The following is a 22,411-nucleotide window of genomic DNA, read 5'->3' as shown; positions in this document are numbered from 1 at the left end:
GGGCAATACCATGAGCGATATTTTACTTGGCAAACTCGCCACCGAATTTAAAACCGTCAAAGCGATGGTGGAGGTGTATTGCCATGATCATCATGGAACCAAAGATGCGCTGTGTAGCGAATGCCGTGAACTGCTTGATTACGCGGAAGTGCGATTGGACCGATGCCCATACGGAGAAGAAAAACCGACGTGTAACAAGTGCCCAATCCACTGCTATAAACCCGAACCTAAAGAACAGATGCGTTTAGTGATGCGCTATTCAGGCCCGAGAATGCTACTAAAACATCCGATTCTGGCAGTTCGGCACCTGCTGCACGAGAAACGCGAGGTTCCTGAAAAACCAGCTGCCAATGCATCGAACCGCCACAAAAGAATCAATGAAGAACGCGATACTAAGAAGTCGTAACGACGGTTAGATTCTTTATCCAATACTTTTGCGTATATCGACGATAACACAACGCCAACTTAACGACTTCCTCTGCAATCATCAGTGCATACACGTACTTAAACTCCCAACCAAGAACAAACGCAGCGATTGCACAAAGTGGCAAGCCTGTCATCCACATGGCGATAAAGTCCATGCGTAAGCAGAATACGTTGTCGCCACCAGCTCGAATAATCCCGTTAATGATGATCATGTTCAACATACGCAACCAAATCGCGCAGCACAAAATCATCACCGCAGGGGCGGCGAGTGGGTAAAGCTCAGGGTTGTCCAAATTCAATGCTGCAATGATCAACTCACGATTAAGAAGCAACAGTGCGCCGATGGAAATACCAAAAACAAAGACTGCTTTGATAAAGAATTTTGCCATGTGTTCGGCTTGCTCAAAGGCATCGCGCCCCAAGGATTGACCAATCATCACAGAGCACGCCACAGAGATCCCAAAGAAAATCGAGTAACAGAGTGATTCAAATGGGCCGAGCATACTAAATACTGCCAATTCGGTTGTCCCCATGTGGCCAAAAATCATCTGATAAACCATGGTGCCGATTGCCCAAAGTAGTGCACCTAGCGTCATTGGCAGCGCAAGACGACGATAAGACAGCCACAGCGAAGGGCGTTCAGAGCCTTCTTTTACTTCCAGCAACCAGTGCTTCCGCCAACGCATGTAGGCAATCATGGCGAGTACTTGGAACAAACGAGAAATGGTCGTAGCGAATGCCGCACCAGCGACCCCCATTGCTGGGATGCCAAAGCCGCCTTTGATTAACCAGAAATTCAAACCAATATTAAGGACGATGGTCATTGCACCCATTAATAGCGGAGTGACGGTGTCTCCCGAGGAGCGCATGCTGGCTTCGAGCACGATGACGATATGCGTAAGCAACAGCACCGGAAACGCATACCACAAGTAAGTCGCACCCAACTCAATCACTCGTGTATCGCTGGTTTGTAAACGCATGATGAGTTCGCTACCAAGCGTGATGATCAACGTCACTGGGATAAGAACTTTTAAGCCAAATCGGATGGCGATTCCAGTGACGGTTTTGGCACTGACGGCATCATTTCGCCCCCAATATTGAGCAACGAGCGTGCCGTTGGCAGAGGCTAGACCGGCCATGATCATGATCGCCACGAAATGCCATTTTGACGCAATTCCCACAGCCGCTGTCGCTTCTTTACCAAAGTCACTAACCATGAGAACATCAGCCAATGCCAATATCGCGACAAGCGCGCTTTGGATTGCAACAGGAAAACCTAAGCGAATAATCTGACGTAACAAGTCGCCAGACATAGGATTTGTTTGGTTTTTGATGTCAGTATTGTTCGTCATAGTCACTCCTCAGTTTGTGGGGGAATATAAAACCAACCGAGGCATAAATACATGTTCGAAAATCGACAAAACCTGTGCGAATCCGTCATCGGTCAATTCTCTCCTCAACATGAGTGGCACGATGACGTCTACCTTGCGCCTGCGTGCAAAGAACGTTTTCTTACGCTAACGGAAATTCCAGAATGGCAACGTGCCGATATTTTTATGGCGGGATTGGCTGAGCTGCACGACGGTTATCACGTTGAGCGTGACAAGGTGGGCGTGCATACGTTGTTATTCACGTTAGAAGGCGGCGGTGTGTTGATTACGCCGAATTGCGTTAAGGAGATCGAACCGTATACGCTGACCATCTTGCCCGTAGACACTTGCTTTCGTTTCGAGATCAACCCGCGTTTGGGAAGTTGGAAAATGGTCTGGTTGCTGCCGCAAAATACACCTGCATGGCATCATCTCAATGATCTTGGTCAGTGCGTGATTCCATTTCGTGGCTCAGAACAGATTTGGTCGTTGATGACCTTACTCTACAACGAAATCGGCGGACGCTCTGGTTTTCGTCAGTTATTGATCAGTGAAGTTCAACGGTTGGTGCAAAGTGTGGAAACGCCAATCAGTACGTCGCTTTCGCGTGTTCAGACCTTGTTTAATGAGATAGAAGGGCAACTGCATTTGCCTTGGACTGTCAGTGAAATGGCGAAGCGATGTTTTATTAGTGAAGAACAGCTAAACCGTTTGTCGAAACAGCTCTTCAATATGAGTCCGAGGAGCAAGTTGATCGAGCTGCGAATGCACAAAGCAGCTGACTTGTTGCAATACCGGGCGTGGTCAATTGCGATGATTGCCAATCGATTGGGATACCGAGATCCGTACAACTTTACGCATCGATTTAAGAAGTTCTACGGCATTTCACCAACACGTTATCGAAAGCAGTTAATGGAAAACGCATAAAAAAACGAGGGCAGATAGCCCTCGTTTTCAATGGTCATTTGGTTGTTTTAGCTTTATAGGCCCGCAGCCATTTGCTGTTTGGTTTTGCTCGCTGCAAGCAACATGTAAACGCATGTCGCTACCAACGCCGCAAACAAGTAACCCAACAAGCCGTGTACTTGGCCCATAAATTTGTCTGCGACCACTGGGCCTGCTACTGAGCCTACGCTGTAGCTAAACAGCATGACTTGAGTTGCAGAGACAATAAAGCGTTCATCAAGTCCTTCACAGCCGAGGTTGATTGCCACTGGATATAGAGCAAACGTGGCCATGCCCAATAGGAAAAGCGACGCCGCCAACACTGCGGTAGACGTAGAGATGAACGTCAAACCGATAGAGAAAATACCCAAAATACAGAAAAACGCCATTAAGACTGTTCGGCTCATGTATTTGTTTAATGTGGTCACCATAGGTTGAACCAACATGCCGCCAAGGATCACCAACGCCATAAGCGTACCAATGTCTTGGTGGGTAATTTTACGGTTCGCCAATTCAACAGGCATAAGACCGTAAATCGCACCCAAGGTTAAACCAGATACGACGCAACCGATGATCGCTGCATGATTGAGTTTTGCAATCTGTTTGAATGACAATGAAGTCGATTCATGGCTATTCGGTTGTTCGCAATCAATAAACATCAGTACCAGCATCGCCATTAGGATCAATGTTGTAATCGCAACAAAGGGTACGCCGCCACTTACGCCAAGAACGCCAATACCAAATTGACCTAGAGCCGAGCCGCCGTATAGAGAAAGCATGTATAGGCTTAGGCGTTTTGCGCGTGATGCTTCGTCGCCCGCCATCAACCAGGATTCAACGATCACGAATACACCAGCAACCGCGACACCAGCAATAAAGCGCGCAACGAGCCAAACTAGGCCATTCGGGAATGCTGGTAGGGCAACGATGGTGAGCGAAAATGCAGCCAAACAGCCAATAAATGCTTTGCGGTGGCCAACATTGCGAACAATGCGTTCGATAAACATGGCACCAATCAACAAGCCGCCATAAAACACGCTCGCCAACCAACTCGCGTAATCAGCAGAGATGTTGTATTCGCCGAGCATGAGTGGGATCAAGCTCATCAAATAGCCTGAAGCAACCGCGTAAAGAGACAGTGCGACGACTGGAACTGTAACTCGTGGTGATGCTGCAGAAACGACTGTGTTTTCCAATGTTTTGCGCCTATAAATTAAGAGAAATCTGGGGGTTATTCGGCGCGAATATGAGGCTAATTAGTAGGCATGTAAAATGATAAATTTGTGTCGTATCGACAAATAAAATTTGTCGAGATTATATGGCAATTTGCTGCATAAAAAAGCCTGCCAGACTGGCAGGCTCAAGGTTGGGATTATTTTGTAAGTGCTTGATTTAACCATTGATCAAACTGCGATTTAGGCAGCGCACCATTCAGCATATCAACGCGCTGACCGTTCTTGAATACCATGATGGTTGGAATGCTGCGAATACCAAATTGCGCCGCAAGCTGTTGTTGGGCTTCAGTATCAATCTTTACAAAACGAGCCGTTCCTGCTTGTTCTTGCGCGACATCCGAGAAAACAGGAGCAAAGCCGACGCACGGATTGCACCATGGAGCCCAAAAATCGACGACAACTGGCGTTGAGCTTTCTAATAGTGCAGAAAAGTTATCGAGTGTACCTTCAATAGGCGCGCCATCTAAAAGCGGGCTCTTGCATTTACCGCACGTTGCAGATTCTGCAACACGCTCGTTAGGGACACGATTTAAACCGCCACAAGATGGGCAACGAGTTTTAAACGATGACATGACTTCTTCCTTTATAACAACTTGATGAAAACATGACTTATCAGTCAGCTTCATAATGCGTATACTTTCTTTTTACTTGCAAATTTTATGGAATAGCAAGTTTTATAATAGAACCGGATCAGGTTCTTAGATATTTCATTAAAATACAACAATAAATAGGTCTGCGATGACAAATTACTACGCTGAAATTACAGGTTGGGGGAAATGTGTTCCGCCAACCGTGCTCTCTAACGATGATCTTAGCACTTTCCTTGATACTTCAGATGAGTGGATTCGCACCCGAACAGGTATCGAAAATCGCCGTATTAGCCATGTAAATACTTCAGATATGGCGACAGTAGCCGCTCAGCATGCGTTGGCAAGAGCAGGCGTTGAAGCAAGCGAAATCGACCTAATCATTGTTGCAACGTGTTCTCCTGATTCACTTATTCCAAACATTGCGTCTAAAGTGCAGCAAAATCTGGGCATTCGTTCAGCGGCGGCTTTCGACTTAAACGCAGCATGTACCGGTTTTGTGTACGGCCTAGAAACGGGCACGCGTTTGATTCAGTCCGGTAACTACCGACACGCCATCATCATCGGTGCGGAACGCTTGTCTTTCTACATTGACTGGGCGATGCGTGATACCGCGGTTCTATTTGGTGACGGCGCGGGTGCGGTGGTTCTATCTCGCACAGAGAAAGAAACGGGCTTGCTGCAATCGCAAATTGGTTGTGATGCCAAAGGTCGCGATATTCTTTCTGTGCCGAAGTTTGGTACTTGTATGGACCGCTTTGCGGAAGATAACGGTTACTGGGATTTCAACTTTGTGGGTCAAGAGATCTTCAAACGCGCAGTGAAAGGCATGGGCCTAGCGGCGAAAACCGTACTGAAAGCATCTCAGTTGACGACGGAACAAATTGATGTGGTGATTCCGCATCAAGCGAACATCCGTATTATTCAAACGCTGTGCGACCTTTCCGGTATTCCTCAAGACAAAGCGTTTGTGAACATTCAAAACTATGGCAATACCTCTGCGGCAACGGTGCCAATTGCATTGTGTGAAGCGGTAGAGCAAGGCCGAGTAAATCCTGGCGATAACATGCTTCTGGCTGCGTTTGGTGCAGGTTTGACGTGGGGTGCAGCAGTGCTGAAGTGGGGTGACCGCGTAACGCCAATTGGTGAAAGTGATGCGGCTCTGCCTGAGTGTGAACAATCCGCGCTAGAATTACTTGAGCGCGCTATCAAGCTTTGTAACGAACGTCGTCGTGACGAAGTTTAATGAACGTTCGTTAACATAGATGATATTGCAAAGGGAGCATTGTGCTCCCTTTTTTGACAATTAAATAAACGAAACTAAGCCACTTAGCTTAAGCCATAAAGCCAAGGTTAGATGTGGTGAAATTACGAATGTTCGGGAATACGTATTCCAGTGCGGCATTGTCACTCACTCCCATCCACTGTGCGAGAGTTGAGCCAACTTGGTCTGCGGCAATAGCCGGAATCAATCGACCTTTTGAGTAATCATCTTGCCCTCCAAGTGTTAACTCTGGCCACGTACCGATCGGCGCACTGCCATTTACCGCACCACCTATCAATAACTGATGACCGCCCCAGCCGTGATCGGTACCGTTACCATTATTGGTCATTCGTCGACCAAAGTCAGACATCGTAAATGTGGTCACGTTTTTACTCATACCGAGCTTATCAACTGCGCGATACATGGCATTTAGGTTGGTGGCGAGATCTTCGAGTAACAAAGGGTGTCGCGCAAGTTGCGAGTCATGCAAGTCGTATCCTGTATGTTTTACAAAGAACACTTGTCGCTGCTGGCTAAGCGCACTCTGGCTGGCGATCAATTTGTACACGGTCTGCATTTGTTTGCCGAGCGTAGAAGAGGAGAATAAAGGCGCGTCGTCGATCAGTTTCAGTTGCTCCGCGAGGATGTTGCTCATCATCATGGATTCGTCGACCATCAAATTAAAATGCCCACTGAACGGGTTATCTGCGCTTTGTGAGAGCAATTTTTGATAAATCTCTTCGTAAAGTGGATTTCCAACCGCAGTCAATTGAACTGCTTTGTCTTTTTTGAGTACGGTCTGACGGTGCTCCATGGCCTTCAACCACAACGTATCGCCATGCACACTATACAGCGGTGTGATTTGAGCGTCTGACGTTAGCACATCGAGCATGCGTCCAGCCCAACCTAAATTCGTAGAAGCATCCATCCCACCGCGCAGCCAAGATGCGGTCTGTGAGTTGTGAGAAAACAGCTGCTCTGGCAGGGGGACATCACCTTGTTCGATGGCTTGTTTTGTCACAGGTTGGTTGAGAATGCCGCTATTGAGCACCAAATTAGCATCGCCTTGTTGGAATAGTGGAGCAAGTGCCGACAACTTAGGATGCAGCCCAAGCGGAACGGCGTTGTTTTTTGCGTCGTGGGCATTCAATCCAATGGGAATAATGGTATTTTTGGCAACAGAAAGAGATCCTCTCACATTGGCGTACTGGTTGTAGTGAAAATCAGATAGCGGCAATATGGTATTAATCGCGTCGTTTCCGCCAGCTAAGTACACACAGATCAGCGCTCGGAAATCATTTGAAGGCGCGGCAAGTGAATAACCCGGCAACCCGAGTGATGCGATCGCCCCAAACGATGCGGTGCTTTTTAGAAAGTTGCGTCTCGAAATGCCCATAATTCACCCCTAATCCTGAATGTAAAATTCATCGCCAGAAATCGCAGTAAAGATAACGAGTGCGAGTTTTGTTGTTGGTACGTAATCGGTTCGATACTCATCCGACACTTCTAGCAAAAGCGCTTTGAGTTCAGGCGAAGCCGTGCCCGCAAAGAATCGTTCATCGACACGCTCAACGAGAGCTTCGTGATCATCGAGTAGGGAATACAGTTCGCTAAAGTCCAGCGTATAAGTATCACCACCACCCGAGCGAGTGCTACTAAGCATGAAATTGACCAGATCGGTATACACTGACCAATCGAGCAATTCGTATTCGGGTGACACCATGCCTGACTGCACAAACTCATTCGAAGGTTGATAGTCTGGCGAGTAGAAATTAAATACTGAAGGAGAGCGCAGTGCGCCTTGTTCTGCGGTGTTCATCACTGTTGTTGCTCCGTCATAGCGCGCAGCGGTAAGTGTAAAGCCTGCGGCTCGGTGGAAGTTGGTGAGCACCAAAATGGGCTCTTTCACTTTCATTGGCGGCGTGTTGGTTAACCCCATGGCTTCGTTATCAAGTAAAACCGCGCGGATCACTGCGCTTAAATCACCTTTTACCCCTTTTCCGTTGTTGTTGAATACGCGAGCAACTCGCGCAACGTACTCCGGACTTGGGTTAGAAGAGACGAATCGTTGAATCAAAAACTTCGACACAAATGGCGCAATGTTAGGATGAGACATCAATATATCCAGCACTTGTGAGAGCTCTTCTTGGGCGGTCAAACCCGCAGGAATGGTTGTTCCCAACACGGTTTTTTCGTTGGTGTCATGTCGGCTGTTTATCACGCGCATGGGTTCAACAAATGCCGTGTCTGAATTTTTCCAACCAGTTAGCGCACGGGCCAGTTCTTGGATATCAGTTTGAGAGTAGGTCGGCAGCGGTTTTCTGGTTTTAGGATCACGTTTTACACTGCCATCGAGGTTTAGCTCGTAAAGTCCTAACGTAAAAAGCTGCATCAGTTCTCTGGCAAAGTTTTCATCCGGTAGCGCGCCTGTTGAAGGATTTTCCTTAGTGCTGCCCATCATCGATAGGTAGTTGCCCATCGCCGGGTGGATAGCCACTTCGTGTAGAAGATCACGATAGTTGCCAAAAGCATGCTTCACCAACACATCGTAGTAGTCCACTAGGCCTGTTGGCTTGCTCGATAGTGCTCCGCCATAGCGCGAGACCACGAGTATTTGGCTTAACGCAAATGCCATTCGCTGACGAAGCTGGTCTTCTGATGTGAGAACAATTTGATACCAAGCATTTTCTCGATTTGCTTGTGCTCCTTTGCTAAAAGGAGTGTCGTAGAGAGGACGATGATAGGTCGCCGGAAGAAGAAGTTGTTGTTTGATCCAACTTTCAATGCCAACTTCTTCGACTTGATCAATCAAGGCTGGCGTTGGTCCAAACGTACTTTGATAAAGAAAGCGCGCATTGACGAAGTTAGCGGAATCCTCTTCTGAGGAAACGGGCCCTGCATAGCAGAGCAACATGGCTAAGAATCCTAGCACCCAACAAGAAATTCCATTTTGTTTCTGACGTCTCATAGTTAACTCGCTTACCCAAAGGAACGACTTAAATCCATTTAACGGGAGTAGTGACGCTCGTGTGAGCTTTAAAATAAATTTAGAAAAATCAAGCAGCTGCAGATGTGAGTATAGTCGCTATAAGTGACTAATAAAAAACACAATTACTGAAAATAGTACGATTTTGTAACGACAGGAATTGGTAATTTGAGATAACTTACTGAATTTTATGTATAGACAAAAAGAAAGAAAAACCGCGTAAGAAAGAGAATAATTGTGAACAGATACGGAACTGACGGTCAATTTTGCCCAATGTAAAGAGGCGGCTTTATCGATGAGAGCGAACTCGGTGTTTAAAACGAATGAGCCATGAAAGAAAATTCTCGAAGAGAAGGATCTGAATAAGTGCCCCGCAGAAGTTCAGCGCTCAGAGAAAAACAAAAGGTCTTCTCTGAGCGGCGAGTCAGTTATTTACGCGCTAATTTATGATGAGCTCGGGAGAAGTGATCGGCACAAAATGCGCCCACAATCGAGAGTTCGCCAGCCAGACAAAGCGCAGCTGCGACTTCGGCTAAGGCTTTCGCTTTGCCGTTGCCGTGCAAACCTAAAATATCCAAACATGCTTTTTGCGTAGGAAGGCCAGTGCCCCCGCCAACCGTTCCCACCATGATGTTTGGCAAGGTTACGCACGCGTACAAGTTGCCTTGAGCGTCCACATCCATACGAGTGATTCCAATGGCAGACTCTGCAACGCAAGCTGCATCTTGACCGCAAGCAATGTACAGCGCGGCAAGAGCGTTTGCGTAATGCGCGTTGACGCCAATTGTCCCGCTGAGTAAACCGCCCACCGTTGTCATTTTGCCAAATTGAACCATAGACTCCGGCATTGTATGCAGATATTTTTCCACCAACTCTGCTGGAATGGTCACTTCGGCGGATACTTTCTTACCGCGTACCGAGCGCAGCGTGTGCGCGTTTGGTTTTTTGTCGCCTGATAAGTTGCCATCCAAGAATGCTTGAGTTGGTTTGATTGGGCTGGTCGCCAAAATATGATGGAACACTTCGTTTGTTGCGATGGTCACCATGTTTTGTCCGGAAGCGTCACCGGTCACGTATTCAAAGACCAAATAAACGTGGTTTCCTTCGATATTTACATTGATATCTTTGAGTTTGCCATGTGAGGTGGTGGATTCCGCTATTTGACGAAATACTTCAAATTGGGTCACAACCCAACTGACGAACTGGCCAGCGTCGGCAAGGTTATTAAAGGCGAACACTGGTGTTCGGCTCACCCCTTCACTCAGTAACAATGCGCTTGCGCCACCAGCGGCGGTAATAAGATTTGCGCCACGGTTGTAGGAAGCGACTAACGCGGCTTCTGTCGTTGCGAGCGGAACCAAAAAGTCATCGTTCGCATACAAACCGTTGACGCGCAAAGGGCCTGCGATGCCGACCGGCACATTGACAGTACCAATGAAGTGCTCGATGTTGTTGGAGTAAGCGTCGCAATGTGACTGCGTGAAAGGATCAAGAAGATGATCTTTATTGGTCACTTGTTCCAATACTTGCCAACGGCGCGCCAAATGCTTATCCGATAGGCCAGGGCTTAAGCAGAGACGTTTCTCTGGCTTGTGAAACTTCGGTTCTAATGCCGATTGAATCTTACTGCTGGTTTCGATATCGGAAAGGGCGGAGCTTTGAACAGGGTTATCTTGGTTTAACTTCGGCATACAAACGTTAACTGAAAAATCGAACCAGAGATTGTAGTGATTGGGGCTTTGATTACAACGTTGATTATACGTTTTGCAACAAATACCACTGTGCAAGCGCCTTTATTATCCAAGTGATTTTATATTGGAGCGGCGAATTTACCGGAAATAAATGGGTTTTGACAATGAATGTTGCAGTGAATAGAGGAATCTATGGTTCTCAGAGAACTTAGATGGTTTAGACCGCAGCGGCTTTGAGTCGATAAGGTATAAGCATGATTGCCTTCAAATCGGGCTGGCTCAATCTATGAGAGGAATAAATTGTCTAACCCAGTCCCTTGGGTCAGACGCTAGCTTGAATCCGTTATTCAGAAGTTAGTTAAAGGCGCGAGCCACACGTCCCGCACTTTGAATACGGTAATGGCCAACGTAAGCAGGAACAAATACAGATTGTCCTTTCGCAGCGGTTAATGTCTCACCGTTATCACTGATGAGTGTCAGGTCGGCATCAACCGCCATCAAAATCTCTGCGCTGTTTGCCTCAACCACTTCATTGTTCGGTTGGTTAAGAATGCTGAAACTAAAGTCTGCCACTGGAACGGGGTAAAGGCTTTGGCAACCATTGGCATTGGGTTCTAGTACAAGGCTGTTAAACGGCTTAGGCACAAAGTCTGTGCATTTAACCAGTTCTTCAACATCCATGTGTTTCGGCGTGAGTCCTGCACGTAAAACGTTATCTGAGTTCGCCATGATCTCTAATCCCGTTCCTTTAATGTAAGCGTGTGGCGTTCTTGCGCTCAGGAACATCGCTTCGCCAGGTTGCAGCGTGATGACATTCAACAGTAATGGCGCAAACAAGCCGACATCGCCAGGGTATTGAGTGGATAGATCCAAGATGAGCTGGAAAACGTCGCCGTCAGTGCCTTGCTCCGATTGACGTGAAGCGTGGGCAAGAAGCTGTTTCAGTGCACGCTCTTTTGTTTCTCCTTCCATGGTCAGAATGTGCACAAAGAAATCGCGTAAACCTTGTGAGTTGATTTCGCGTTTGAATGCATCTAGCGGTGTGCGTAGCTCATCGATATCGCAAAGGCCAAATGCCTCAATAATCACGTCATACGAACGAAAACCGTTCATGGCTTGGTAACTTGTCAGCGCGTACACCAATTCAGGTTTGTGGTTTGGATCCTTGTAGTTACGATGGCTCGCGTTTAGTGGGATCCCAGCTCTTTGCTCTTTTTCGAAACCTATTTCGGCATCTTGTTTGCTTGGGTGAACTTGAATCGACAGTGCGTGTTCGGCCGCTAAGATCTTAAACAGAAAGGGCAGGTCGCCAAATTTCGCTGCGGTTTCTGCTGATAAGTAAGCAGGTTGGTTTTGTTTGATCAGTTCAGACAAAGGCAGCGTGTTTTGCTCAATCTGAACTTCAGAGCAGCCGTTTGGGTGAGTACCCATCCATACTTCTGCTTGAGGCTCATTCGTTTCGTTAGAAAAGCCAAACAAATCGTGAATAGAAGAGGTGCTTCCCCAAGCGTAGTTTTGGATTTTGTTGTTCATTTGAAAGAAGCTATGCGATGAAATAGTGTTCAAATTCATGAATTTTTCCCATAGTTAACCCTCCGAACTGAATCGGAAGAAAAATTGAGCAGAGATACGTTAAATAAGGATGGCGAGCGCGGTTAGGTCACTCGCCAATTTGCCCGAAGGGCGATAAGTTGATTTACAACCGAGGTTTTGGTTCGAGTGGTTTTCGTGATGGTTGCGCTTGCAAAAATGGCAGCAACAAAAGGCCAATGACGGCTGCACAAACTGAAATGGTGATGAAGAAACCCGTCCAATGATATTCTTCAAGAATTAACGCCAGTGGATAGCCAGACAATGCTGCGCCCATGTAGGCGAACAAGCCTACGAATCCTGTTGCCGCGCCGGCAGAATCTTTGTGAGAGCACTCCGCCGCCGCCATACCGATTAGCATTTGTGGCCCAAAGACAAAGAAGCCGATGGAGAACAATCCCGCCGCTTGGAATGCAAAGTTGGTCAGAGGCATCAGCCAAAGCGCAGAGACAGATAAGAAAATCCCAATCGCGAACAGCAAGTTCATTGGCCCACGGTTACCGCCAAAGAGTTTGTCTGAGCCCCAACCCGCAACCAATGAACCAACAAAACCGCCGATTTCAAACATCGACAGAGCTGCGTTGGCGTTAATCAGGCTATAGTGATGCTGCTCGGTCAAGTACAGGTTTCCCCAGTCATTGATTGCGGTTCGGACGATGTAAACCAATACATAACTGAACGCGAGTAGCCAGATGTATTTGTTGTTAAATACGTACGATTTCAGAATTTCGCGGTAGGTGAGGCCACGTCCGTAATTTTCTTGCGCAAGTTCTAGTGCGTCGTTGCGCCATTGTCCGACACTTGGTAAGCCCATTGTTGTGGGTTTGTCGCGCAATCGCCAACAAACGAATAGACCGAGTAATACCCCGATGATGCCGGGTAGAATAAAGCCTTCACGCCAGCTGTAGTGCAACGTTAAATAGCCCACCCAAATAGGGATCAGCGCGCCACCAACGTTGTGTGCGGTGTTCCAAATCGCCCATAAGAAGCCACGCTCGGAGCGTGAATACCAAGTGGTTAACAGCTTGGAGCATGAAGGCCAGCCCCAGCCTTGGAACCAGGCGTTTAAGATCCACAGAGTAATGAAAGCCGCGAGTGAGCTAGAAAAACCGAACGCGATATTGACCAGACCTGTCGCAATCAATCCTAATCCCATGAAATAACGAGGGTTAGAGCGATCTGAAATCGTACCGGAAATAAACTTCGAGCAGCCGTAAGTAATGTAGAAAAGCGTACCGATAAGACCCAAATCACCTTTATCTAAGCCAAGATCGGTAATCATCGCTGGTGCGGCGTAGTTAAAGGTCTTACGGGTAAAGTAGAAACCTGCGTAGCCGATGTACATCCCCAACATAATGTGCAAACGCCAATGGCGGTAACGCTGGTCGATTTGCTCGTTGCTCAGACTCGGCTGAGTAAATTTAGGTGAACGTAAAAATCCAAACATCTTGAGTTACACCTTAGGTAAAGTAATGCTGATTTGTGTGCCGATCACTTGATCGCTGGTGGAGTAGATATCCATTTTTCCACCTAACGCGTGCACACGCTCTTGCATGCCGCGAACGCCCATGCCTTTCATGCTGTCCTGAACTTTGAAGCCGACACCATCATCGTGAATCATCAGTGACACCGCAGCTTCTCCAATTGTCAGTTCAATATTGATCAACTGCGCTTCTGCGTACTTGGCTGCGTTATTTAATGACTCTTGGCATAAACGGAATAGGGTGACTTTGAGCGTGTCACTCAGGCTGGTGTAATCGCCTTGCCAGTTCAGTTGAACAGTCGTTCCGTGATTGGCGAATTCCATCTCTCGCGTCAGTTGCTCGACGGATTCTTTTAAGTCCAAATCATCCAGCATTTTGGGTCTTAGCTTGCTTAACAGTCGCTTAGTGGTGTCGTAAACGTTGAGAGAAAGCCCCTCAATGGTATCTGCGCAATGTGCGCTCATTTCCGCGTTATCGATGCGCTTGATGATGTTGGCTTGAGTACGGATAGCGGTAATGTTCTGGCCGATTTCGTCATGCAGTTCGCGGGCAATGTCGCGTCTTACCGATTCTTCCGCTTCGATAAGTTGACGAGACAGATTTTGATTGCGGGATAGCTCGCCACGCAGTTTGTGGTTGAGATCTTTTTGCTTTTGCACCGCCAAACCCAGCATGATGCCGGTGATGGTTTGAGCTGAAAGAGACAACAACAAATCGGTGATTTCTAGATTCGATACGCCGCTACGAGCCGCAATCAGCGCAATGCTGTTGAGCATGGTGGCGAGTAGGGCTCCTTGCCAGCCGTAACGAAGTGCCAGCACGATGATTGGGATAGCCATACAAAATGGCGCAAATCGTTTTAACTCTTCAGGCAAACTCGTTTGCACCAGAATGCTGCCGATAAGAAGTACGGCGTAAAACACAATGTGGCGAATGCTGAACACCACAGTGTTGTTCAAAAGATGCGACGTCAGAGGCGACCATCGGCTTTGAAATAGGTAGTTCCACAGTAGGTAGCACATAGGAACCAGCATCAGCCCACCAGAAATACTGGCTAACCACACCATGTAAACAGAAGGCACGTGAAAGCCGACCGCCATTACGTTGATGAAGGCGGTAATGATGATCACAATACCCATTACGGCTAAGTGGCGGTTTTGGTCACCGTAGTAGTATTTTTTCGCAATCAGTGTGACAGGGATGCTGGCAACGCTGGCGATCAGCACGGTGAGCCATTGAGGTTGCTCTAATAGGGTCGCCAGTGCAATTGTCAGCGCCCATTCTGATACGTAGATTGTTGGCCAGTAAGCGGTGCGAGTGTGCAGCGCAATCCCCAATCGTAAGGCGAATGGGAAAAGCAGAATGGCGAGCTCTGGATCGTTGACAAAGTAGTAGGCGATCACCCACAAACAGAACCAAGCACAGGCCATAACAAACAGGCCACAAATCGTTGTGACAGAATAGGCTCGCATTAAAAGGACTCTTGAGAGAATAGTTTGGCGAGCTCAACGTTGTTTTTTACGCCGAGTTTGTCGATGGCATTCGCTCGATGAACGTGTACGGTCTTGTGGCTCAAGCCAAGCTCTGCCGCGACGGATTTTACATCCAGCCCTTTGGCTAAAAGCTGGCAAACTTCATTTTCGCGTCTTGTTAGTTGGCAAAGCGATGCAGCTTTGTCACTTGGTGTTGCCAGTTTGATGGCAATGTCGGAGGTAAGATAACAGCCGCCAGACGCACTGGTTCTCACGGCTTGAATAAGTTCGTCTGGGCTACAGCGTTTGCTTAGATAGCCTTTTGCACCAAGTTTTAGTGATTTTTCCACCATTGCAGGGGAGTCGTGCACGCTTAGCATGACACAGGCAATGCCAGTTGGAATTTCGCTCAGTAAGTTTAATCCGCTCTCATCGGGCATGGAAATATCTAGAATAACGACGTGTGGGTGTACCGCAGGCAAGCCTGTGCGTGCTTCGGCGACAGAACCAAATTCACCAACAACGGTAATATCATTTTCTAAATTTAATAATTGTGCGAAACCAGAACGCACGATGACGTGATCATCAACTAGAGCAACATGAATCATCATTACAACCAAATAGAGCAGACAACAAACAACAATAAGCCCCAAAACGGAGCTAATAGAAAAACCTTTAATGATACTGAATTGATCAACTCATTTTAATGATCTTGCGCGCTTTACCGAAGTAAAGCGCGCAGAGAAGTTAGGCTTGGTTTTGTGCAAGTTGAAGCTTCTTCGCGTGTCGAATCTTCTTCTCTTCCGCGATAGCAACGAAAGCAAGCAAAACAATACAAATCATGGCGGAGGTATCTAGGGCTGCGAAGGTACCTTTCCAGCCTGTTAGACCGAAGATTGGTGTACCGTCTGCAATCATACCGAGACCAAGTTTCGCGAAGCTGTCACCGATTAGGTAAGCGAATGTACCTTTCACACCGTCAGCCACACTGATTGCTTTTTTAGGAACAAAACCAACCGCTGCAACACCGATAAGAAGTTGCGGACCAAACACCAAGAAACCAAGTACGAATAGAGACGACAAGTACATGAATTCATTTGTTGCGTGTTGGTAGAACTCAAGCGATACGATGATCAAACCAAGAGACACACAAGCAACCAATGCGCGACGACCGTTTGCTAGGTCAGATAAGTAACCCCACATCAAAGTACCCACAAGCGCACCGACTTCGAACAGAGTAAAGCCAGAGATTGCCGTTTCTTTTGACAGACCAAGCTCTTGGTACGCGTATACCGTTGACCATTGGTCGATACCGATACGCACGATGTAAAGGAAGATGTTGGCAAAGCAAAGTAGCCAGATAACTTTGTTTTTAAGAACGTATTCAACAAAGATTTCTTTTTTGGTCATCTGGTTTTCTTCAGCAGCGGTGTCTTCTTCACTCACTGCTTCATCGAAAAGTTCTTCTACTTTACCTAGACCGTAAGCTTCTGGAGAGTCGCTACCAAAGCGCATACCGATAAAGCCAACGATGATCGCGATGATAGAAGGGAACACGAACATGCCGATTACGTGGCCGTCGAATAGGTAGTTAGCACCAAAAAGAGCAACACCCGCTGCGCCCGCACCACCAACGTTGTGTGACATGTTCCACAAGCCTAGGTAAGAGCCGCGTTTGTTACGAGGTGTCCATTTTGTAATGGTTGAGTAACTAGAAGGGCCACCAGTACTTTGGAAGAAACCACTTAGAGCGTAGAAAGCCACCATCAAGAACAGGCTTGCACTACCGCCGCCCATGCTGAAGCTGAAACCAAGCATTGCAAGACCAGAAAGGATCAGCATAAAAGGGAGGAATTGCTTGGTGTTCTTACCGTCAGCGTAGTAAGACACAACGGTTTTACCGATGCCGTATGTGATGGAGAAGCCAAGGCCAATAAGACCTAGGTCTGTCATGCTCAAACCGTAAGTTGAGATCATGTCGTTTTGCGCGACATTGAAGTTCTTACGAATCAAGTACATGGTTAGGTAGCCGATGAATACGACCAAGTAAGATTGGATGAACGGTTTAAACCACATCTTTCTTCTAACTTCGACAGGAAGATCGAGGGTCGGCTTCCGCACCTGTTCGAGGAATTTTAACATGATGAACTCTCTTGTAATTGTTTTAGAAACACAACGGAGACCGTTATGCGCTCTTGTTACCTTTGACTGAGCGGAATTCTAGAGAGTGGTTTTGTGAGGCACATGAGATGGTTGCCTAGATCGGCTAGGAAAAATTCCTAGAAATGCCTAGGAAGGAGGAAAAGCGTGAAAAGAGTCACACAAAATCCTTACTAATCTATGGGTTTTTGACTGGGTTCTTATCGGATTGGAAAGCGTTCAAATGCAAGTGGGTTAATATGCGTAAGCTTAGTGCAGACAAGGGGTGAGCACGTTTGGTTGGAGAGAATAGTGGCTTGTCGCTAAGTATCAATTGGGAACGAGAAGCAAACAACAGAAACCCGGAGGTCTCTGTTAGAAACATTAGGAATTCGGCTAGGTTGACGTGTTAAGGCGCAGGGCTGTATAGACGCGGCGAGCCGTGTTTTGGTAAGTGAATTAGGTTCAAATGGTTTCTTCTTGCCCATTCGACGGTTAACGCTGTAGGTGCAGATAAGCAAACCAGAGTGGGGATACGCGCTCGAACGGCTTTGTGGATCAACTCCAAGCTGCAACGGCTTGTCATGATAGCGAAGCCACTTTGAGGCTCGATGTGATTGTTGGCCAATGCGCCAATCAACTTATCTAGCGCGTTGTGGCGGCCGATGTCCTCTCGGCACAACTTGATGTTGCCTTGTAAATCTGCAAATAAGGCGGCGTGTAACGCGCCAGATTCACGTGCGGCTTCTTGATGCAGTGCGACTTTGTCTCGCAGCCCTTCGAATACATCGGAGCGCGGAGGAAGGGACGGTGTCAGCGGTGCTAAATCAGGCAAAGCTTGTTCAAGAGCCTCGACGCCACAAATGCCGCATCCGGTTGTGCCAGCAAGATTTCGGCGTTGTGTTTTTAACGCCCAGAAAGCGCGGTTGCTGATTTCCACTTCCGCATAGTGAGATTCGTGATCGCCACCAATTTCAATGTCTTTGATCTCTTTGAAGTCGTGGACGATGCCTGTGCTTAGGCTAAATCCTTTTACGAAGTCTTCCAGATGGCCTGGCGTCACCATCATGACCGCTTGGCTAATGCCGTTGTAGCTGATAGCTAAGGCGGATTCACTCGCCAGCGACATTTGTTGCACTGGGCGGCCATCAATCAATTCTCGGTAATTGAACGCACTTGGTTGAGGTGGTGCTTGATTGAAATCGGACAGTTCAAAATAAGATTGAGTAGTACATCTCATGAAATCACCTCATAAGCCGTTATGCATGCCAAACATTGACGTGTGGATTCTTGTTATCGATTGAATATGTTTTTTGCTTCTGCGAAGCACTGATCGGTTAGCGCGGAGAAGGGTTCTTGTTTTCGCTTTAACAAACCTAGTGGGGCGTGAACGGCGGCTTCTTCGATAGGGATAATGCGAAGCGTATCGTTCAACTCTTCCAATCCACAATTCAGAGGCATAATGGCGCAACAAAGGCCACTGGTTACTGCTTGGATCAAGTGAAAGGTTGAGTTACTTTCAATGACGGTTTGCGGAACCAGCCCTTTACTCACAAAGCTAAGATCAATGGAGTGGCGATAGTGCATGCCCTTCGAAAGCAGCCCTAGCGGAATGTTATTGAGTGACTCCCACAACACTTCAGATTCGGCAAAATCAAAATGACGCTCATCGAATAAAACGCCAAGTTTGGTTGAATCTAGCTCGATAACATCAAAGTAAGCGGTGTTGACTTGATCGACATAACACATCCCCAAATCCAGTTGATTGCGATTGAGTTGGTCTATGATCTGTTCGGTCGTCATGGAGAGTATTTGAAAGCGTAACTCAGGGAACTGTTGAGCTAATGGTTTGAGCAATTGCATAGGGTTTTGGCTGGCGAGTGGCACCATTCCAAGCCGAAGAGAGCCGACCAACTGACCACGGCAGTTGGCGGCTTCGGCTTGCAATCCATCATGAGCTGCTAAGACGGTTTTTGCCCAAGCTAAAATGCGTTCTCCGGCTTCAGTGAATCCTTCAAATCTTTGACTTCTTTGGATTAATTCGAGATCGAGTTCTTCCTCTAAGCTTCGGATTCTCATGGACAAGGTAGGCTGCGTAATGTGGCACAATGCGGCGGCTTGACCAAAGTGTTTGGTCTGTTCAAGTGCGATGAGATATTTAAGTTGTTTGATATCCATAATGGCTTGTTAACCTTGCGTTGTGAGTCACATGTACGGGGGAACTCCCTAAAAAGGGCACAGCACTACCGTACTTTTTAAGCGCTGGAGCGTTTTAACTTGGGAATGGAAAACCAAAACCAAGTCAAGAATAAAACCACACTCAAAATTGATCTGAATCAAGGCTATTCCTGATATTAATTAGGGTCAAATTTAAAGTATCTATAGTGTGATAGGTATTATCTATTATCAAGAGTGCTGATTTTATTGAGTTCGTTACGCGAACTAGGTGGAATCGAATAGGAAAACGATTAACCTCATAAATTGTATTGATTAAAAATGTGATGACCGTCAGTGGAAAAATTCGTCATAGATTTTGTTTATCACTCGGTCAGGATTATCAATTGGACGCATATTGAATATCGACTTAATCTTTGATTTAGATCAAGACGCAACAATGCGAATTGAATCTACCAGTCTTAGAAACAGTAGGCGGGTATCCGATATCAAGAATCTAGATAAGTAAACGCTCGGACAAGCGAGAGCATGTTGAGTGGTTACTTATTTGGATTAAAAAATACATGGATTAGAAACTAAGCCCTTCAATACTTCCGCATTATCTCAATAAATAACGCGCTTGTTTTCACGGGCACCCTGCTTGCTGGTATATCTGCGAGGAGTAAAGTCGTGAGCCAAAAAGAACAAATAAAAACATACAAAGGTCCAGCTGGTGGTTGGGGTGCACTGAAAGCCGTAACCAGAAGTTGGTGGGGCAGTGAAAATGCAGTTAAAAACATTCGCACTATGCTCAAAACCAACCAAAATGGCGGTTTCGACTGCCCGGGATGTGCATGGGGTGAGTCGCCAGATAGTGGTAAAGTCAATTTCTGTGAGAATGGCGCGAAAGCAGTAAACTGGGAAGCGACCAATCGTCTGGTTGATCCTGAGTTTTTTGCCAATCACAGCGTTTCATCTCTCTCAACGCAAACCGATTACTGGTTGGAATACCAAGGCCGTATCACCCACCCAATGCGATACGATGCCGAATCTGATCACTATGTGCCTGTCTCTTGGGATGAGGCTTTTTCTCTTGTGGCTAAACATCTCAACCAATTGGATTCACCGCACCAAGCGGAGTTTTATACCTCTGGTCGTGCAAGCAACGAAGCGGCGTTTTTGTATCAGCTATTTGTGCGCGCATTCGGTACCAACAACTTCCCAGATTGTTCCAACATGTGTCACGAAGCCAGTGCTATCGGGATGAAAGACACCATTGGTGTTGGTAAAGGCACAGTGATCTTTGATGATTTTGAAGAAGCTGATGCGATTTTTGTGATTGGTCAAAACCCGGGCACGAATCACCCACGAATGCTTGAACCTCTGCGCGAAGCGGTAAAACGTGGTGCACAGGTTATCTGTCTAAACCCGCTGAAAGAGCGCGGATTAGAGCGTTTCCAAAACCCACAAATGCCAATTGAGATGTTGAGTAACGGTTCAGAGCCTACCAACACGGCGTACCTGCGTCCTGCTTTGGGCGGAGACATGGCAGTGTTTCGTGGCATCGCGAAATTCTTGTTGCAATGGGAACGCGAGGCATTGCAAAACGGTGGCAAAGCGGTATTTGACCGTGAATTCATCAAACAACACACGATAGGTATTGATGAGTATTTGGCTGAAGTGGACGCAACCTCTTGGGAACACATCGCGGAACAATCGGGTCTTGATTTAAGTGAAATCGAGATGGTGGCGAGCATGTATCGACGTGCAGAACGTGTGATCATGTGTTGGGCGATGGGGTTGACTCAGCATCGTCACTCTGAGCCAACCATTAAAGAAGTCGCAAACGTGCAAATGTTACGAGGTAACGTTGGTAAGCCGGGCGCGGGTCTTTCACCAGTGCGAGGTCACAGTAACGTTCAGGGCGACCGTACGATGGGCATTGATGAAAAACCTTCAGATCTGTTATTGGATCGCATTGAAAGTCGATTTAACTTTGCCGTCCCGCGTGGTGAAGGCCACAACACTGTGCAAGCCATTAAAGCGATGGAAGAAGGACAAGCGAAAGTATTTATCGGTTTGGGCGGTAACTTTGCACAAGCAACGCCAGACACAGAACGTACGCACAACGCGATGCGAAACTGTAATTTAACCGTACACATTTCGACGAAGTTAAATCGTTCTCACCTTGTCACAGGTAAAGATGCGCTTATTCTTCCATGCTTAGGCCGTACTGAGATTGATCAGCAAGCGACTGGCCCACAAGGCGTGACGGTTGAAGATACCTTCAGTATGGTACATATCTCATTTGGTCAGCTAAAACCGCGTTCGGAGCATTTGCGTTCAGAACCAGCGATTATTGCCGGTATTGCCAATGCTACACTCGGGGCAACACCAATTGATTGGTTGTGGGCGATTGAAGATTATGACCGTATTCGCGATTTGATTGCCGACACGATTCCGGGCTTTACCGACTTTAACCATAAGCTTAAACACCCGGGTGGATTCCACTTGGTAAACCCAGCTGCTGAGCGTCGATGGAACACACCAAGCGGCAAAGCGCAGTTCAGCTCTAGCGAGTTGCCGAAGCAGTTGATCAGCGAAGCGATACTCGAAAAAGGCCAAAAGCCTGATTTGATCTTGCAAACCATGCGCTCACACGACCAATACAATACGACACTTTACGGCTTGAATGACCGTTATCGTGGAGTATTTGGTATGCGCGAAGTGCTGTTTATCAATGAAGCGGATATTCGTAAACTCGGTTTTGAACCGGGCGACAAAGTGGACATGGTGTCATTATGGGAAGATGGCGTAGAGCGTCGCGTAAGCGGATTTACGCTTGTTGCCTATGATGTGCCAGCAGGTCAGGCGGCGGCTTACTATCCAGAAACCAACCCATTGGTTCCTTTAGACAGTTATGGGGATAGAACGTTTACGCCAACCTCCAAGTTTATTGCGATCAAATTGGAAAAATCGACATCCGATAAAATCGCTTTGGTGGAAACGGAATAGTTACCAAACCAGCACTACAATATTCGGGATAAGAAAAACGGCTGATATATGTA

17 protein-coding genes are annotated in these 22,411 nt (G+C 47.1%); 4 read left to right on the top strand and 13 right to left on the bottom strand.

Going from position 1 to position 22,411, the window contains the following annotated elements:
• The first annotated feature begins 10 nt into the window (after positions 1–10).
• Positions 11–406, top strand: a complete 396-nt coding sequence (locus ACF8CV_RS04170; protein ID WP_025505122.1) for a nitrous oxide-stimulated promoter family protein — start codon at positions 11–13, stop codon at positions 404–406.
• Here ACF8CV_RS04170 and ACF8CV_RS04165 read toward each other — a convergent pair.
• Entirely contained in the window at positions 393–1,739 is a 1,347-nt protein-coding gene (locus ACF8CV_RS04165; RefSeq protein ID WP_021454656.1) for an MATE family efflux transporter, read from the bottom strand. The genes ACF8CV_RS04170 and ACF8CV_RS04165 overlap by 14 nt on opposite strands.
• Before the next feature lie 90 nt (positions 1,740–1,829).
• Here ACF8CV_RS04165 and ACF8CV_RS04160 point away from each other — a divergent pair, with 90 nt between their 5' ends.
• A complete protein-coding gene (locus ACF8CV_RS04160; RefSeq protein ID WP_138937303.1) occupies positions 1,830–2,723 on the top strand; it encodes a helix-turn-helix transcriptional regulator in 894 nt (297 codons plus the stop codon).
• 53 nt (positions 2,724–2,776) lie between these two features.
• On the opposite strand, the gene ACF8CV_RS04155 is transcribed toward ACF8CV_RS04160, so the two are convergent.
• Together ACF8CV_RS04155 and trxC are read right to left on the bottom strand one after the other, a co-directional pair.
• Positions 2,777–3,937, bottom strand: coding sequence for an MFS transporter (locus ACF8CV_RS04155; protein WP_025507109.1), 1,161 nt, complete (start codon positions 3,935–3,937; stop codon positions 2,777–2,779).
• A 176-nt stretch (positions 3,938–4,113) separates the two neighbouring features.
• Positions 4,114–4,548: a thioredoxin TrxC gene (trxC, locus tag ACF8CV_RS04150; RefSeq protein WP_005486290.1), complete on the bottom strand. Its 435-nt coding sequence runs from the start codon at positions 4,546–4,548 to the stop codon at positions 4,114–4,116.
• A gap of 166 nt (positions 4,549–4,714) precedes the next feature.
• Here trxC and ACF8CV_RS04145 point away from each other — a divergent pair, with 166 nt between their 5' ends.
• A complete protein-coding gene (locus ACF8CV_RS04145) occupies positions 4,715–5,809 on the top strand; it encodes a ketoacyl-ACP synthase III (RefSeq protein ID WP_005498926.1) in 1,095 nt (364 codons plus the stop codon).
• A gap of 88 nt (positions 5,810–5,897) precedes the next feature.
• Here the strand turns inward: ACF8CV_RS04145 and ACF8CV_RS04140 are convergent, their stop codons facing one another.
• The 10 genes from ACF8CV_RS04140 to ACF8CV_RS04095 all read right to left on the bottom strand — a co-directional run bounded on the left by ACF8CV_RS04140 (position 5,898) and on the right by ACF8CV_RS04095 (position 19,367).
• Positions 5,898–7,223, bottom strand: a complete 1,326-nt coding sequence (locus ACF8CV_RS04140) for a DUF1501 domain-containing protein (protein ID WP_138937302.1) — start codon at positions 7,221–7,223, stop codon at positions 5,898–5,900.
• A 9-nt stretch (positions 7,224–7,232) separates the two neighbouring features.
• Positions 7,233–8,795, bottom strand: a complete 1,563-nt coding sequence (locus ACF8CV_RS04135) for a DUF1800 family protein (protein ID WP_138937301.1) — start codon at positions 8,793–8,795, stop codon at positions 7,233–7,235.
• Positions 8,796–9,241: 446 nt separating this feature from the next.
• Positions 9,242–10,504: a hydroxymethylglutaryl-CoA reductase gene (locus ACF8CV_RS04130; protein ID WP_138937300.1), complete on the bottom strand. Its 1,263-nt coding sequence runs from the start codon at positions 10,502–10,504 to the stop codon at positions 9,242–9,244.
• A gap of 354 nt (positions 10,505–10,858) precedes the next feature.
• Complete coding sequence (gene manA, locus ACF8CV_RS04125) at positions 10,859–12,076, bottom strand: mannose-6-phosphate isomerase, class I (RefSeq protein ID WP_138937299.1); 1,218 nt, start codon at positions 12,074–12,076, stop codon at positions 10,859–10,861.
• A 124-nt stretch (positions 12,077–12,200) separates the two neighbouring features.
• The gene (locus tag ACF8CV_RS04120) at positions 12,201–13,541 is read right to left on the bottom strand and encodes an MFS transporter (RefSeq protein WP_005394568.1); all 1,341 of its coding nucleotides are present in this window, start codon (positions 13,539–13,541) and stop codon (positions 12,201–12,203) included.
• Between the two features lie 6 nt (positions 13,542–13,547).
• Entirely contained in the window at positions 13,548–15,050 is a 1,503-nt protein-coding gene (uhpB, locus tag ACF8CV_RS04115; RefSeq protein WP_138937298.1) for a signal transduction histidine-protein kinase/phosphatase UhpB, read from the bottom strand.
• Entirely contained in the window at positions 15,050–15,658 is a 609-nt protein-coding gene (gene uhpA / locus ACF8CV_RS04110) for a transcriptional regulator UhpA (protein ID WP_005486300.1), read from the bottom strand. Before uhpA ends, uhpB begins: the two co-directional genes overlap by 1 nt.
• Before the next feature lie 139 nt (positions 15,659–15,797).
• Positions 15,798–17,192, bottom strand: a complete 1,395-nt coding sequence (gene uhpT / locus ACF8CV_RS04105) for a hexose-6-phosphate:phosphate antiporter (protein WP_005479317.1) — start codon at positions 17,190–17,192, stop codon at positions 15,798–15,800.
• 406 nt (positions 17,193–17,598) lie between these two features.
• Positions 17,599–18,429 (bottom strand): formate dehydrogenase accessory sulfurtransferase FdhD, encoded by an 831-nt coding sequence (gene fdhD, locus ACF8CV_RS04100; RefSeq protein ID WP_017447522.1) that lies wholly within the window; start codon positions 18,427–18,429, stop codon positions 17,599–17,601.
• A 53-nt stretch (positions 18,430–18,482) separates the two neighbouring features.
• Positions 18,483–19,367, bottom strand: a complete 885-nt coding sequence (locus tag ACF8CV_RS04095) for a LysR family transcriptional regulator (RefSeq protein WP_005460961.1) — start codon at positions 19,365–19,367, stop codon at positions 18,483–18,485.
• A 666-nt stretch (positions 19,368–20,033) separates the two neighbouring features.
• On the opposite strand from ACF8CV_RS04095, the gene ACF8CV_RS04090 reads away from it, so the two are divergent.
• Positions 20,034–22,358: an FdhF/YdeP family oxidoreductase gene (locus ACF8CV_RS04090; protein WP_138937297.1), complete on the top strand. Its 2,325-nt coding sequence runs from the start codon at positions 20,034–20,036 to the stop codon at positions 22,356–22,358.
• The last annotated feature ends 53 nt before the right edge of the window (positions 22,359–22,411 follow it).

The sequence above is a fragment of the Vibrio sp. zbq_1 genome (assembly GCF_043102935.1).
Classification (GTDB): domain Bacteria; phylum Pseudomonadota; class Gammaproteobacteria; order Enterobacterales; family Vibrionaceae; genus Vibrio; species Vibrio parahaemolyticus.
The sequence above is the reverse complement of the archived record's forward strand: the minus strand, read 5'-3'. Positions and strand labels throughout refer to the sequence as shown.